Annotated in this window: 13 protein-coding genes and 1 other RNA gene; 6 read left to right on the top strand and 8 right to left on the bottom strand. The window is 65.4% G+C overall.

Features of this window, described 5'->3' with window-relative positions; translation table 11 throughout:
• Positions 1–2: 2 nt before the first annotated feature.
• From ruvA to AC1VNY_RS22420, 3 genes are all read right to left on the bottom strand, one after another.
• On the bottom strand, positions 3–620 hold the full coding sequence (gene ruvA / locus AC1VNY_RS22430) for a Holliday junction branch migration protein RuvA (protein WP_482406799.1): 618 nt from the start codon (positions 618–620) through the stop codon (positions 3–5).
• Entirely contained in the window at positions 617–1,144 is a 528-nt protein-coding gene (gene ruvC, locus AC1VNY_RS22425) for a crossover junction endodeoxyribonuclease RuvC (RefSeq protein ID WP_028343970.1), read from the bottom strand. Before ruvC ends, ruvA begins: the two co-directional genes overlap by 4 nt.
• A gap of 213 nt (positions 1,145–1,357) precedes the next feature.
• The gene (locus AC1VNY_RS22420) at positions 1,358–2,104 is read right to left on the bottom strand and encodes a YebC/PmpR family DNA-binding transcriptional regulator (protein WP_482406798.1); all 747 of its coding nucleotides are present in this window, start codon (positions 2,102–2,104) and stop codon (positions 1,358–1,360) included.
• Positions 2,105–2,317: 213 nt separating this feature from the next.
• Here AC1VNY_RS22420 and AC1VNY_RS22415 point away from each other — a divergent pair, with 213 nt between their 5' ends.
• Together AC1VNY_RS22415 and AC1VNY_RS22410 are read left to right on the top strand one after the other, a co-directional pair.
• A complete protein-coding gene (locus AC1VNY_RS22415; protein ID WP_482406797.1) occupies positions 2,318–4,084 on the top strand; it encodes a methyl-accepting chemotaxis protein in 1,767 nt (588 codons plus the stop codon).
• 198 nt (positions 4,085–4,282) lie between these two features.
• Positions 4,283–5,707 (top strand): methyl-accepting chemotaxis protein, encoded by a 1,425-nt coding sequence (locus tag AC1VNY_RS22410; RefSeq protein ID WP_482406796.1) that lies wholly within the window; start codon positions 4,283–4,285, stop codon positions 5,705–5,707.
• Positions 5,708–5,946: 239 nt separating this feature from the next.
• Here AC1VNY_RS22410 and AC1VNY_RS22405 read toward each other — a convergent pair whose 3' ends face one another.
• The 5 genes from AC1VNY_RS22405 to AC1VNY_RS22385 form a co-directional block, all read right to left on the bottom strand.
• Positions 5,947–6,771: a TIGR00282 family metallophosphoesterase gene (locus AC1VNY_RS22405; RefSeq protein WP_482406795.1), complete on the bottom strand. Its 825-nt coding sequence runs from the start codon at positions 6,769–6,771 to the stop codon at positions 5,947–5,949.
• Between the two features lie 2 nt (positions 6,772–6,773).
• Positions 6,774–7,352, bottom strand: a complete 579-nt coding sequence (locus AC1VNY_RS22400; RefSeq protein WP_028343974.1) for a 5-formyltetrahydrofolate cyclo-ligase — start codon at positions 7,350–7,352, stop codon at positions 6,774–6,776.
• Between the two features lie 186 nt (positions 7,353–7,538).
• Positions 7,539–7,699: non-coding RNA, 6S RNA (gene ssrS / locus AC1VNY_RS22395), on the bottom strand.
• Positions 7,700–7,878: 179 nt separating this feature from the next.
• Positions 7,879–8,262: a cell division protein ZapA gene (locus tag AC1VNY_RS22390; protein WP_028332812.1), complete on the bottom strand. Its 384-nt coding sequence runs from the start codon at positions 8,260–8,262 to the stop codon at positions 7,879–7,881.
• Positions 8,259–8,579 (bottom strand): DUF4164 domain-containing protein, encoded by a 321-nt coding sequence (locus AC1VNY_RS22385; RefSeq protein ID WP_028343976.1) that lies wholly within the window; start codon positions 8,577–8,579, stop codon positions 8,259–8,261. Before AC1VNY_RS22385 ends, AC1VNY_RS22390 begins: the two co-directional genes overlap by 4 nt.
• 330 nt (positions 8,580–8,909) lie before the next feature.
• On the opposite strand from AC1VNY_RS22385, the gene tkt reads away from it, so the two are divergent.
• The 4 genes from tkt (at position 8,910) to fba (ending at position 14,612) form a co-directional block, all read left to right on the top strand.
• Complete coding sequence (gene tkt, locus AC1VNY_RS22380) at positions 8,910–10,892, top strand: transketolase (RefSeq protein WP_304498565.1); 1,983 nt, start codon at positions 8,910–8,912, stop codon at positions 10,890–10,892.
• A gap of 160 nt (positions 10,893–11,052) precedes the next feature.
• Positions 11,053–12,060, top strand: a complete 1,008-nt coding sequence (gap, locus tag AC1VNY_RS22375; RefSeq protein ID WP_482406794.1) for a type I glyceraldehyde-3-phosphate dehydrogenase — start codon at positions 11,053–11,055, stop codon at positions 12,058–12,060.
• 144 nt (positions 12,061–12,204) lie between these two features.
• Positions 12,205–13,401, top strand: a complete 1,197-nt coding sequence (locus AC1VNY_RS22370) for a phosphoglycerate kinase (protein WP_482406793.1) — start codon at positions 12,205–12,207, stop codon at positions 13,399–13,401.
• Positions 13,402–13,544: 143 nt separating this feature from the next.
• Positions 13,545–14,612, top strand: coding sequence for a class II fructose-bisphosphate aldolase (gene fba / locus AC1VNY_RS22365; protein ID WP_026192208.1), 1,068 nt, complete (start codon positions 13,545–13,547; stop codon positions 14,610–14,612).
• Positions 14,613–14,700: the final 88 nt, after the last annotated feature.

Here is a 14,700-nt window from a genome sequence, read left to right as displayed (position 1 = left end):
GATCACTTCGACAATTCCTTCAGGCCGAGCCGGATCAGCTGCGCGGTCTCGGCCTTCTCACCGGCGCTGCGCGAGGCGGTGGCGATGGCGGCGGCGGCCTGCGGCTGGCCGTAGCCGAGATTGACCAGCGCCGAGATCGCGTCGGTGACCGGACGCGGCGCGCGGTTGTTGTCGATCGCGCCTGACAGTTGCACCACCGCGGGATCGACATCGGCAAAGCCCGGCGCCTTGTCCTTCAATTCGCTGACGATACGCTCGGCGACCTTCGGCCCGACCCCCGGCGTCCGCGCCACCGCCGCCTTGTCGCGCAGCGCGATGGCATTAGCGAGATCGGTCGGCGGCAGCGTGCCGAGCACCGCGAGCGCGACCTTGGCGCCGACCCCCTGCACGGTCTGCAGCAGGCGAAACCATTCGCGCTCATGATCCGAGCGGAAGCCGAACAGTTTGATCTGATCCTCGCGGACATAGGTCTCGATCGAGAGCACGGCGGCGCCGCCCGGCGACGGCAACGCCTGCAACGTGCGGCTCGCGCAGTGCACCTGATAGCCGACGCCGCCGACGTCGAGGATCACGTAATCCTCGCCATAGGAATCGATCAGGCCCTTCAGCTTGCCGATCATAGGCTCGCCACCCTGAGCCGCAGCGCGGTGCTCTGGCGGTGATGCGCGTGGGTAATCGCGACCGCGAGCGCGTCCGCGGCGTCGGCGGACGGCGGCTCGGCTTTCGGCAGCAGGATCTTCAACATCACCTGGATCTGGTTCTTCTCGGCATGTCCGGCGCCGACCACGGTCTTCTTGACCTGGTTGGGCGCGTATTCGGCGACCGAGATACCGAACATTGCGGGCGCCAGCATGGCGACGCCGCGCGCCTGGCCGAGCTTCAGCGTGGCAACGCCGTCCTTGTTGACGAAGGTCTGCTCGACCGCCGCCTCCGCAGGCTTGTAGTCGCCGAGCACGGCGGCGAGCCCCTCATGGATCGCGAGCAGCCGGCTCGCCAGCGGCAGATCGTCCGGCGGCTCGACCGAACCACAGGCGATGTAGACCAGACGGTTGCCTTCAGTCTCGATCACGCCCCAGCCGGTGCGGCGGAGACCCGGATCGATACCGATGATGCGGACGGGAGAGCGAATCGGCTGGGATGTCATGGGCTAGTGATACCGCCTAGCCTGCGAGAACGAAACACAAACGGAGCCTCATCCCCTGCCGCGGTCGTTGTACTCGGCCCACTCGTCATCCCGCCTAGTGCGCAATTGCGCACGGGAGCGGGATCCAGTACGCCGCGGCTTCTCGGATCGAAGGCAGGTCTCCGGAATACCGGGTCGCCCGGTCCAGCCGGGCGATGACAGCAGTGCAAGCGACTAGCCGCCCATCTTCGCGATCAGAGCGTCGGACACCTCGAAATTGGCGAACACGTTCTGCACGTCGTCGTGCTCGTTGAGCAGGTCCATCAGCTTCAGCAGCTTTTCGCCGGTCTCGTCGTCGACCGCGACGGTGTTCTGCGGTTTCCAGGTCAGCGCCGCTTTGCGCGGCTCGCCGAACTTCGCTTCCAGCGCTTTTGCCACTTCGTGGAAGGTGTCCTGCGAGGCGTAGACCTCATGGCCGCCTTCGCTGGAGACCACGTCGTCGGCGCCGGCCTCGATCGCGGCGTCCAGCATGGCGTCGTCGGAGGCGACCTTGGCGTCGTATTCGATGATGCCGGTGCGGTCGAACATGAAGGCGACCGAGCCGGTTTCGCCGAGATTGCCGCCCGACTTGGTGAAGAAGGAGCGGATGTCGGAGGCGGCGCGGTTGCGGTTGTCGGTCAGCGCCTCGACGATCACGGCGACGCCGCCGGGGCCATAACCCTCGTAGCGGATCTCGTCATAGTTCTCGCCCTCATTGCCCGCAGCCTTTTTGATGGCGCGGTCGATATTGTCCTTGGGCATGTTCTCGGCGCGGGCCGCGACCACGGCGGCGCGCAGCCGCGGATTCATCGCCGGGTCGGGGGTGCCGAGCTTGGCCGCCACGGTGATTTCGCGGGCCAGCTTGCCGAAAAGCTTCGACTTCTGGGCATCCTGCCGGCCCTTGCGGTGCATGATGTTCTTGAATTGGGAATGGCCGGCCATGCGACGTCTCTTCGGAGCTTAGGGTCTGAACAGGGATGGAAAACGCGGCCTTATAGGCCCCTCACGGTCAAAATCAAAGGATCGGCGGGGCCTTCCGGCGGAGGAATACTACCGCAAGCCGGAATATGAGGCACTTGTTAACCATGACTTCATGACCGGATGCGAGGATCGCCCCGTCCCGCCGCAACTTTCCAGAGCCCCCAAAGAGCCCACATGGCGTTCGGTTTGTTTCGAAAGCAAGTGCCGGAGCCGGCTACGCCGGCCGACGCGCCGCAGGTTCCAATCGTGGCCGCCGCCCCTGGTGTCTCGACCGAGACTGATTCGGCCAAGGATTCGTCCAAGGAGATCCTGGAATTGCTGGAACTCGAGCTCGGCGCGATGATCCGCCAGCTCGAACGCGCCGCGAGCTCGGTCGCCGACGGCGCCGAGGCGACGGCAGCCAAGCTCGCCACCATCCGCACCCGCACCGACGCGCTGACCGGCCGCAGCAGCGATGCGCAGAGCACCGCGACGACGTTCTCGCAAGCCGCCGACCGCTTCACCCACTCCGCCGAGGGCATCGGGGCGCAGGTGCGCAGCGCGAGCCAACTCGCCGACGACGCCGCGGCCGCGGCGCGCGAGGCCACCGCCAATGTCGATCGCCTGCGCGAGTCTTCAGCCGCGATCGGCAACGTCGTCAATCTGATCGCGCAGATCGCGCGGCAGACCACGCTGCTCGCGCTGAACTCGACCATCGAGGCGGCACGCGCCGGTGCCGCCGGCAAGGGCTTTGCGGTGGTCGCAACCGAGGTCAAGGCGCTGGCGGTGCAGACCCAGAGCGCGACCGAGGAGATCACGCGGAAGATCGAGGCGCTGCAGAAGGACGCCACCGGATCGGCCGACGCGGTGCACCGCATCTCCCAGGCGATCGAAAAGATCCGCCCGGTGTTCGAGAACGTCAACGGCGCGGTCGCCGAGCAGAATGAAATCACCGGCGAGATGGGCCAGAACGCCGCCTCCGCCTCGCACTTCATCGTCTCGGTCGGCACCAGCGCTGGCGAGATCGACAGTGCAACGCGCGAAGCCGCCGCGCATGGCGACAATGTTGCCAAGGCGGGCAAGGCGGTGACTGCATTCGCGCAGAAGCTGAAAGCGCGTTGCGCGGTGCTGCTGCGCCAGGACGAGCGCGGCGATCCGCGCAAGAACGAGCGCCTGCCTTGCAGCCTCAAGATCGAGATCACGACCGCGCGCGGCATCGTCACCGCACCGGTCTACGAGATCGCGATGGACGGCATTTTGATCGGCGGCGCCGATGCCGAGAAGCTGCCGGCGCAGGAGACCCTGAACGCGACCTTGCAGGAGATCGGCGCATGCCGGATCCGGATCGGCGAGCGCTCCAAGGCAGGCAGCCAGGCCCGCTTCGAGGCGGCAACCGCCGAGCTGCGCGAAAAAATCGAAGACCGGATGTGGGCGATCCACGAGGAGAACGCCGAACTCGTTACCCGCGCGATCGAAGCCGGCAGCGCGCTGAGCAAGATGTTCGAGAACGGGCTGGCGAGCGGCGCGATCACGATCGCCGACATGTTCGACACCGACTATGTCGAGATCGCAGGCACCAATCCGGTGCAGTACCGCACCAAAATGCTGGACTGGGCGGAGCGCACGCTGCCGGCGTTCCAGGAGGCGTTCCTCGCCAGGGACAAGCGAATGGCATTCTGCGTGATGATCGACCAGAACGGCTATCTGCCCGTCCACAACAAGCTCTACTCGCAGCCGCAGCGGCCGGGCGATGTGGCATACAACACCGCCAACAGCCGCAACCGCCGCATCTTCAACGATGCCGCGGGTCTCGCCGCCGGCCGCAACCAGCGCGCCTATCTGATCCAGACCTATGCGCGCGACATGGGAGGCGGCAACACGGTGATGATGCGCGAGATCGACGTACCGATCCGCGTGCGCGGCCGGCACTGGGGCGGATTCCGCACTGCATACAAGCTTTGAACACTTCGTAGCCCGGATGAAGCGAAGCGTGATCCGGGACACGTGTTTCCACGGGCAGGAGCCCCGGATTTTCGCTGCGCTGCATCCGGGCTACACAGTGCGCGCTCAGGCAAGACCGGCAGCGCGAATCACGCTTTAGGATTGGAATGGGGAATGGTGCGGCGGTCGACAGGCCGCTGTAACGGAGGAAGCGTCGATATGTCGGCCGCGCAGCTTGCAGTTCTGGACACGTCATCGGACCGAACGCTGGCCGAGCGGCTGGTGGACCAGCTCGCCGACCGCATCGGCGGCCTCGGGGTGGAACTCGCCGACATCGCCGGCAATGTCCAGGAGGTCGCGAACCGCGTCAGCAGCCAGTCCGAGCGCTTCCATCATTTGCAGACGACGGCCGAGACGATGGTCGCTGCCAATCACGACATCGCCAACGCATCGCAGGCGGTGCAAACGACCGCGTCTGCCGCGGTCGGCCAGATCGCGGAGTCCCGCCACGTGGTCGAGACGGCGGTCAGCCACATCGCGGAGCTCGTCGCAGCGGTCGGACGGATCGAGGCGCGGCTCGCCGCGGTCGGCTCCGCGCTGAGCCAGGTCGCCAAGGTTTCCGGTTCGATCGAGGCGATCGCCAAACAGACCAATCTGCTGGCGCTCAACGCCACCATCGAGGCGGCGCGCGCCGGCAATGCCGGCCGCGGCTTTGCCGTGGTCGCGAGCGAGGTCAAGAACCTTGCGGAAGCGACCCGCCAGGCGACGCATCAGATTTCCGACACCGTGCGCGATCTCGACGGCCAGATCGGCAGCCTGATCGGCGAGAGCAGCGATGCCTCATTGCGCGCCAAGAGCGCCGGCGAAGGCGCCCAGCAGATTTCGGGCATCATCATGCGCGTGCAGGAAGGCTTTTCATCCGTCGGCGCCGAGATCGGCAGCGTGGCGCGCGCCGCGACCTCCAATCTCGGCCATTGCGACAGCGTGATCGCGGAGCTGAACGAGCTGGCCAAGGGCGTCGATCTGTCCTCGCGCGACCTCAAGCACGCCGACAGCCGCGTCGCGAAACTGCTCGAGCTCTCCGAGAGCCTGATCGTGACCATCGCCGACAGCGGCGTGGAGACCAGTGATACGCCGCTGATCCGCGTCGTGATCGACACCGCAAGGCAGATCTCGGAGCTGTTCGAGACTGCCGTCGCGCGCGGCGAGATCACGCTCGCGCAATTGATGGACGAGAATTATCGCGAGATCGCCGGCACCAATCCGAAGCAGTATCTGACCGACTACGTCGCCTTTACTGACCGGGTGCTGCCCGCGATCCAGGATCCGATCCAGAAGAGCGACCCGCGCATCGTGTTCTGCGTCGCCTGGGCGCGCAGCGGCTATCTGCCGACCCACAATCCGAACTACCGGCAGCCGCAGGGGCCGGACCCGGTCTGGAACAACGCCAATTGCCGCAACCGCCGCCTGTTCAACGACCGCGCGGTGAGCAAGGTCGCGGCCAACACAAAACCGTTCCTGCTGCAGACCTATCGCCGCGACATGGGCGGCGGCAATTTCGTGCTGATGAAGGACCTGTCATCGCCGATCGTCGTGAACGGCCGCCACTGGGGCGCATTCCGGATGGGCTTCCGGCAGAGCTAGGCCAGCCCCTTGGCCGGGACGGGGGATGCAATGCCAAAATATGGAAAACAACCCCATGCAAGGTAAGCCGGCGGCTGTCGGCGCTCGACACTGCACTTGACACGTCGGGCAACTCAGAAGTACTCTTCTATTATTCCGAAATGGCTTGTAGCCCGGATGAAGCGAAGCGCGATCCGGGAATCTCGCAAACTCAAAGACCGGTCCCGGATTTCGCCGCGCTCCGGGCTACGGTGACTTCACTACGTCCAGAATCCCGGCACCGCGGGCTCGAGCCGCCCGCCGGCGCGCACCGGCGCGACCTTCACCGCAAGCCCGGTCGCATCGTCGGTCTCGACCGCGACGCCGCTCAGCGTTGCGACGCCGCCGGCCGGCTCGAAACGGCCGGAGGGAATGCCGGTGAGGAAGCGCTGCAACGGCTCCTCCTTCTGCATGCCGATCACCGAGTCATAGTCGCCGGTCATGCCGGCATCGCTCATGTAGGCGGTGCCGCCCGGCAGCACCTGATGATCCGATGTCGGCACATGGGTATGGGTACCGACCACGAGGCTGACGCGGCCGTCGCAGAAGAAGCCGACGCCCTGCTTCTCGCTGGTCGCCTCGGCATGGAAATCGACCACGATGGCGTCACAGCCCTCGCGCAGCGGGCAGGCCTCGAGCTCGCGCTCGATGGCGCTGAACGGATCGTTCGAGGACGGCTCCATGAAGACGCGGCCGATCGCGTTGATGACCAGCGCCCGCTTGCCGCTCTTGGTATCGACCAGCGTGGCGCCGCGGCCGGGCGAATGGCGCGGAAAATTCAGCGGGCGGATCAGGCGCGGCGCGCGCTCGATGAAGACCAGCGCCTCCTTCTGATTCCAGGCGTGGTTACCGAGCGTGATCGCATCGGCGCCGGCGTCGAGCAGCTCCTGATAGATCGCCTCGGTGATGCCGAAGCCGCCGGCGGAATTCTCGCCATTGACGACCACGAGATCGAGCGACCAGTCCCTGATCATGCCGGGAAGGTGGTCGGCGATGGCGGTGCGGCCGGTCCTGCCGACGACGTCACCAACGAAGAGAATTCGCAAGGCTAGCTACTCCGGAAATCGAACGTCTTGCGCTCCGTTAGCACATAATCGAGCGGGACGTCGTGCGACAGCGCCGGAATCGCCTTGGTTTCCTGTGCAGCAAAGGCAAGTCCGACCCCGATCACATGCTTGGCCTTGCGCAGATGCGCGAAGGTATAGTCGTAATAGCCGGCGCCGTAGCCGATGCGGTGACCGAGCTTGTCGAAAGCCGCGAGCGGCACCAGCATCACGTCCGGATGCACCTCGGCGGCGGCCGGCGACGGCTCGGGAATGCCGAGCGGCCCGAGCATCAGCCGGTCCTGCGGCGACCAGCTGCGGAAGATCAGCGACTGGCCGCGCGCATTGATGCAGGGCAGCGCGAGCCGCGCGCCCTTGTCGGCAAGCTTCTTCATCAAAGGCGCCGGATCGAGCTCGCTGCGGATCGGCGCATAGCCCGAGACGATCATGCCCTGCGCGATCTCGAACGGCGCGCCGCGCTTGGCGAGCGCTTCGGCAGCCGTCGCGCGCTGCTCGTCGCTCAGCGCATCGCGCTTGGCGAGAGCAAGTGCCCGGAGCTCGGCCTTCGATGGAGATGCGTGCATGATCCATCTTCCGCTGTCGTCGTCCGCGACAACGGACGATCCATCATTGCAGAGACGCTAGCTTTCGTTAAGGCCAGAGCTTTCGTAAGACCGCCGCGGCGCGCTGGACGCCCCGTATCGCGGGGCACAACACTGCTAGACAATTCAACCGCCGCAGCGCGACGACAAGGCAACAGCAAAAATCAGTGCGAAGCCGCAGAGGCCGTTGGAGCGCTCGATCCCGGAGTTCCCTACGAAAGTAGGTGGGCACCATATGTCCGGGTCCACGGACCCGGCCAGGGACAGTTCCCTAAAGGATCGATAAGGCCCCGGGGATATATGGCTCCTGACGCACGACGCAGCTTCGCGGGGCTAATGTAGCCATCGTTGCCGCAATCCGCCAGCGGTAAGAACTTGGCGTCGTCCCGGCGAAGGCCGGGACCCATACTCCGCGGCCGTTCGATTTAGGCGGTGAGGATCAATACCACGCGCAACAATCGGCGATGGTGGTTATGGGTCCCGGCCTTCGCCGGGACGACCAAGAATATCACCCGATCGCGATGCCGCCGCCGATGGTGCGGTTGAGCACCTGCGTGGTGCGCTCGATCCGCTCGGCGGCGGCGTTGAGCGCGTTGGAGACCGCGGTCTGGGTCGCGCGGGCGCGGTCGATGGCGGCAACGCGCGCATTGCGCAGCTGCTCGACCTCTTCCTCGAGGCTGCGGATGCGTGCGCTGGCGTCGACCAGTTCGTCGCAGGCGGTGAGCGCCGCCATCACCGTCAGCCGCGCATCGCCGATCTCGCCGAACTTGCCGCGCAGCGATTCGACGCGCTGCTGGAGATTTTCCGCGAGCTTCAGCAGCCGCACCTCCTGGCCCTCCTCGCAGGCCATCCGGTATTGCCGGCCATTGATGGTGACGTTGATGTGGCTCATCTGCTGTCTCCGCCATCGAGCACGGCGCGAATGCTGCCGATTGCCGCGTCGAGCTTTTCCGCGATCTCGCGATTGGCGCGCTCGAGCTTGCGCGTCTTCACCAGCGAGCCGTCGAGCTCGTCGGCAAGCCGCGAGCGATCGGCGCCGAGTGCCTGGATCCGGCTCGCCAATTCGTTCTCGTCGCGGTCGGCCTCGCGGCGCCGCTCCACCGAGCTCTCCAGCGCATCAAGCGCTGACATCAGCCGCTTTGTCGCAGCATCGATATCGGCAAGCGGTGCCTCGGTATTGCCAGACCCGTTGGCGAGACGATCACTCATGACACGCGGCGTGGACCCTTCGGTTGGTTTGGTAGCCTGCTGCAGAGAAGCCTGCCGCACGGCAAAACTGGCGGTTCGGCAAGCGTTTACGGGACGAAATTTACGTGGCAAGCGAGCCCAGCGCAACGGCGGCGCAGAACTATGCACCGTTGAATGAAATAGGGCGATTTCGGGCAACTTTTCCCCGTTTTGAGGCGTTTCATCGCCTTGGACTTGCGGAATTGAGGTGCTAATCCACCCGCAACCCGTAAGGCCATCCACGCGCGTATCGCGGCTGCCCGCCCCGATCCGTCCCGCAATCAGCTCCTCATTTTAGGCGGACTTTTCATCATGACGCAGGTCGATCACACCCGTATGGCCAATGCGATCCGTGGCCTTGCCATGGACGCCGTCGAAAAGGCGAATTCCGGCCATCCCGGCCTGCCGATGGGCGCCGCCGACGTCGCGACCGTCCTGTTCACAAAATTCCTGAAATTCGATGCGGCCGACACGGCGTGGCCCGATCGCGACCGCTTCGTGCTCTCGGCCGGCCATGGCTCGATGCTGCTCTATTCGTTGCTGTACCTCACCGGCAACAAGGACATGACGCTCGACCAGCTCAAGCATTTCCGCCAGCTCGGATCGCTGACGCCGGGACACCCGGAGAACTTCCACACCAAGGGCATCGAGACCACCACCGGTCCGCTCGGCCAGGGCATTGCGACCGCGGTCGGCATGGCGGTCGCCGAGAAGATGCTGGCCGCCGAGTTCGGCAAGAAGATCGTCAACCACCACACCTATGTGCTCGCCTCCGACGGCGACCTGATGGAGGGCATCTCGCAGGAAGCGATCGCGCTCGCCGGTGTCTGGCGGCTCAACAAGATGATCGTGCTGTACGACGACAACGGCATCTCGATCGACGGCCCGACCTCGATCTCCGATTCCGTCGACCAGGTGAAGCGCTTCAAGTCCGCAGGCTGGGCCGCCGAATTGATCGACGGCCACGATCCGCAGGCGATTGCCGCTGCAATCACCCGCGCGCAGAAATCCAACAAGCCCTCGATGATCGCCTGCAAGACCACGATCGGGTACGGCGCGCCGCACAAGGCCGGCACCGCCAAGGCGCATGGCGAGGCGCTCGGCGCCGACGAGCTCAAGGCCGCCAAGGAGAAGCTCGGCATCTCGCTCGAGCCGTTCTCGGTGCCCGACGATGTGCTGAAGGCCTGGCGCGAGGCAGGCGCCCGCGGCGCCGCCGAGCACAAGGCGTGGGACGAGCAGTTCGCGCAGCTCGGCAGCCGCAAGCGCGCCGAGTTCGAACGCCGCATTCGCCACGAGCGGCCGCAGTCGCTCGCCAAGGGGCTGCGCGCCTTCAAGAAGGGGCTGCTGGAAAATCCGCTCAACGTCGCGACCCGCAAATCGTCGGAGGCTGCGATCGAGGTGATTGCGGCTGCGATGCCGATGGAATTCGTGGCCGGCTCGGCCGACCTCACCGGCTCCAACAACAACAAGGCGAAGTCGGCGACGGCGTTCGGTGCCAAGACGCCGAAGGGCCGCTTCATCCATTACGGCGTCCGCGAGCACGGCATGGCGGCATGCCTCAACGGCATCTTCCTGCACGGCGGCTTCGCGCCGAACGGCGCCACCTTCCTGGTGTTCACCGATTATGCGCGCCCCGCGATGCGGCTGTCGGCGCTGATGGGCACCGGCGTCGTCTATGTCATGACCCACGACTCGATCGGCCTCGGCGAGGACGGCCCGACGCACCAGCCGGTCGAGCACCTCTCCGCACTGCGCGCGATCCCCAACATGCGCGTGTTCCGTCCCTGCGACGCGGTCGAGACCGCCGAGTGCTGGGAACTGGCGCTCAACCGCGTCGACGGACCGACGGTGCTGGCGCTGACCCGCCAGAACCTGCCGCAGCTCCGCACCACGGCGCCGAACGACAACCCGTGCAGCCACGGCGCCTACGAGCTGGTCGCCGCCCAAGGCGACGCAAAAGTGTCATTGTTCGCGTCGGGTTCCGAGGTCCAGATCGCGGTCGAGGCGCAGAAACAGCTGGCCGGACGCGGCATCGCGACGCGGGTGGTCTCGGTCCCGTCGCTGGAATTGCTGCTGGCGCAGCCCGCCGAGCGGCAAAATGCCATTATCGGCAACGCCCCGGTCAAGATCGCGATCGAGGCCGCGGTGCGCTGGGGCTGGGATGCCGTGATCGGCCATGACGGCGAATTCATCGGCATGCACGGATTTGGCGCCAGCGCCCCGGCGAAGGACCTTTTCCGGCATTTCGGCATTACTGCTGAAGCCGTCGTTAACGCTGCCACCAAGCGCGTCTGACGCTGGCCTGACACCCGTCGGCCAAGGTTGAGCTTGTCGCAAAAAAGGATTACCTAAGCTCCATCTTTTCCGTACGCGCCCGGCCGAACCGGGCGTTCCGCCGTAAAAACCTCGTGGGAGCGCTCCCGCGGGGCTGACAACAGCATTAGAGGAGACGAGCATGGCAATCCGCGTCGCGATCAACGGGTTTGGGCGTATCGGCCGCAACATTCTGCGCGCCATCGCCGAGTCCGGCCGCAAGGACATCGAGGTGGTCGGCATCAACGACCTCGGCCCGGTCGAGACCAATGCGCACCTGCTGCGCTTCGATTCCGTGCATGGCCGCTTCCCCGGCACCGTCACCGTCGACGGCGACTCGATCAGCCTCGGCGACAACAAGATCAAGGTTTCGGCCGAGCGCGATCCCTCCAAGCTGCCGTGGAAGGCGCTCGGCGTCGACGTCGCGCTGGAATGCACCGGCATCTTCACCGCGAAGGACAAGGCCTCCGCGCACCTCACCGCCGGCGCCAAGCGCGTGCTGGTCTCGGCGCCCGCCGACGGTGCTGACGCCACCATCGTCTACGGCGTCAACCACGACACGCTGACCAAGGATCACCTGGTGATCTCGAACGGCTCCTGCACCACCAACTGCCTCGCGCCGGTCGCCAAGGTCCTGAACGACACCGTCGGCATCGAGACCGGCTTCATGACCACGATCCACGCCTATACCGGCGACCAGCCGACGCTCGACACCCTGCACAAGGATCTCTATCGCGGCCGCGCCGCGGCAATGTCGATGATCCCGACATCGACCGGTGCCGCGAAGGCGATCGGCCTCGTGCTGCCCGAGCTGAAGGGTAAGCTCGACGGCGTCTCGGTCCGCGTGCCGACCCCGAACGTCTCGGTGATCGACCTCAAGATCGTCGCCAAGCGCAACACCGACGCCAAGGAGATCAACGAGGCGATGAAGCGTGCGTCCGAGCAGCAGCTCAAGGGCATCCTCGGCTACACCAACGCGCCGAACGTCTCGATCGACTTCAACCACGATCCGCACTCGTCGACCTTCCACATGGACCAGACCAAGGTGCAGAACGGCAACTTCGTGCGCGTGATGTCCTGGTACGACAATGAGTGGGGCTTCTCGAACCGTATGGCGGACACCGCCGTCGCGATCGGCAAGCTGGTTTAAGTTCGACTGTTCGTGATGCCCGGCCAAGCGCCGGGCATCTGCGTGTTTGCCCCCCCGCGTTCGCGACCTCAACGGCCGCGACATCGGCAAGCGAAAGCGACGCCGTCCGTCGGACGGCGGTGTCCGGCCGCACAGGAAACGCTCATGACAAAATCGTTCCGCACCCTCGACGACGTCAACGTGAAGGGCAAGCGCGTGCTGCTGCGCGTCGACCTCAACGTCCCCATGGAAGGCGGCCGCGTCACCGATGCCACCCGGCTCGAGCGCGTTGCCCCCACCATCACCGAAATTTCCGACAAGGGCGGCAAGGTGATCCTGCTCGCCCATTTCGGCCGCCCCAAGGGACGCGATCCCAAGGAATCGCTGAAGCCGGTTGCTGACGCGCTGTCGAAGGTGATCAAGCGTCCGGTCGCCTTCGCCGAGGACTGCATCGGCGATGCCGCGGCCGCCGCTGTCGCGGCCCTCAAGGACGGCGACGTCCTCTGTCTCGAAAACACCCGCTTCCACAAGGAAGAGGAGAAGAACGACGCCGGCTTCGTCGCTGAACTCGCCAAGCTCGGCGACATCTGGGTCAACGACGCCTTCTCCGCCGCGCATCGCGCCCACGCCTCGACCGAAGGCCTCGGCCACAAGCTGCCGGCCTATGCCGGCCGCACCATGCAGGCCGAGCTTGACGCGCTCGGCAAGGCGCTGGAAGCGCCGACCAAGCCGGTGATTGCGATCATCGGCGGCGCCAAGGTCTCGACCAAGATCGACCTCTTGGAAAACCTCGTGAACAAGGTCGACGCGCTGGTGATCGGCGGCGGCATGGCCAACACCTTCCTGCACGCGCAGGGCGTCGCCGTCGGCAAGTCGCTCGCCGAAAAGGATCTCGCCCCGACCGCGCTGCGGATCATGGAGAAGGCCAACGCCGCCAACTGCGCGATCATCCTCCCCGTCGACGCTGTCGTCGCCAACCAGTTTGCCGCCAACGCGCCGTCGCATGCCTATGGCCTCGATGCGATCCCGGCCGACGGCATGATCCTCGACGTCGGTCCGCAATCGATCGCGCGCATCCATGCCGCGATCGACGACGCGGCGACACTGGTCTGGAACGGCCCGCTCGGCGCCTTCGAGCTAACGCCGTTCGACCGCGGCACCGTGGTGTCGGCCAAGCATGCCGCCGAACGCACCAAGGCCAGGAAGCTGATTTCGGTCGCCGGCGGCGGCGACACCGTCGCGGCGCTGAACCAGGCGGGCGTGGGCGGTGATTTTTCCTACGTCTCGACCGCGGGCGGCGCGTTTCTTGAATGGATGGAAGGCAAGCCGCTGCCGGGCGTCGAAGTCTTGAAAAAAGGTTGATCCAGAGCATGATCCGGAAAAGTGTGAAGCGGTTTTCCGAAAAGATCATGCTCAAACAAGGAGATGAGATCATGATGCGATTCCGTGGAAACGCATCATGATCTGGTTCACATCCGCGAACTTGCACTACAGGGAGAAATGGAATGGCTCGCATTACGTTGCGGCAACTGCTCGACCACGCGGCCGAGCATGATTACGGCGTACCTGCCTTCAATATCAACAACATGGAACAGGCGCTGTCGATCATGGCGGCAGCCTCCGAGGTCGACGCGCCCGTCATCATCCAGGCTTCGCGCGGCGCGCGGTCCTACGCCAACGACGTCATGCTCAAGCACATGATGGACGCCGTCACCGAGATCTACCCGCAGATCCCGGTCTGCGTGCATCTCGACCATGGCAACGAGCCCGCCACCTGCATGACCGCGATCCAGGCCGGCTTCACCTCGGTCATGATGGACGGCTCGCTGAAGGCCGACGGCAAGACCCCCGGCGACTGGGACTACAATGTCGGCGTCACCAGGACCGTGACCGGCATGGCCCATCTCGGCGGCATCTCGGTGGAAGGCGAGCTCGGCGTGCTCGGCTCGCTCGAGACCGGCATGGGCGACAAGGAAGACGGCCATGGCGCCGAGGGCAAGCTGTCGCACGACCAGCTACTGACCAATCCGGACGAGGCCGTGAAGTTCGTCCAGGAAACCAAGGTCGATGCGCTCGCGATCGCGATGGGCACCTCGCACGGCGCCTACAAGTTCACCCGCAAGCCCGACGGCGACATCCTCGCCATGAACGTGATCGAGGAAATCCATCGCAAGCTGCCGAACACGCATCTCGTCATGCACGGCTCCTCGTCGGTGCCGCAGGAGCTGCAGGAGATCATCAACGCCAATGGCGGCAAGATGAAGCCGACCTGGGGCGTGCCGGTCGCCGAGATCCAGCGCGGCATCAAGAACGGCGTGCGCAAGATCAACATCGACACCGACAACCGGATGGCGATGACCGGCCAGATCCGCAAGGTGCTGAAGGACAATCCGGAGGAGTTCGATCCGCGCAAGTACCTCAAGCCCGCGATGGAGGCGATGACCAAGCTGTGCAAGCAGCGCCTGCAGGAGTTCAACACCGCGGGCCAGGCCAGCAAGATCAAGAAGGTGCTGACCACGGCGGAAATGGCCAAGCGCTACGCTGCGGGCCAGCTCGACCCCAAGGTCGCCTGACAAGGTCGCCTGACAACATATTGCCTGAAACATTACGGCGGGACACCGGCTCCGACGCAGTCGGAAACGGTGTCCCGAAGGCTTGATC

The sequence above is a fragment of the Bradyrhizobium ferriligni genome (assembly GCF_056837965.1).
The sequence above is the reverse complement of the archived record's forward strand: the minus strand, read 5'-3'. Positions and strand labels throughout refer to the sequence as shown.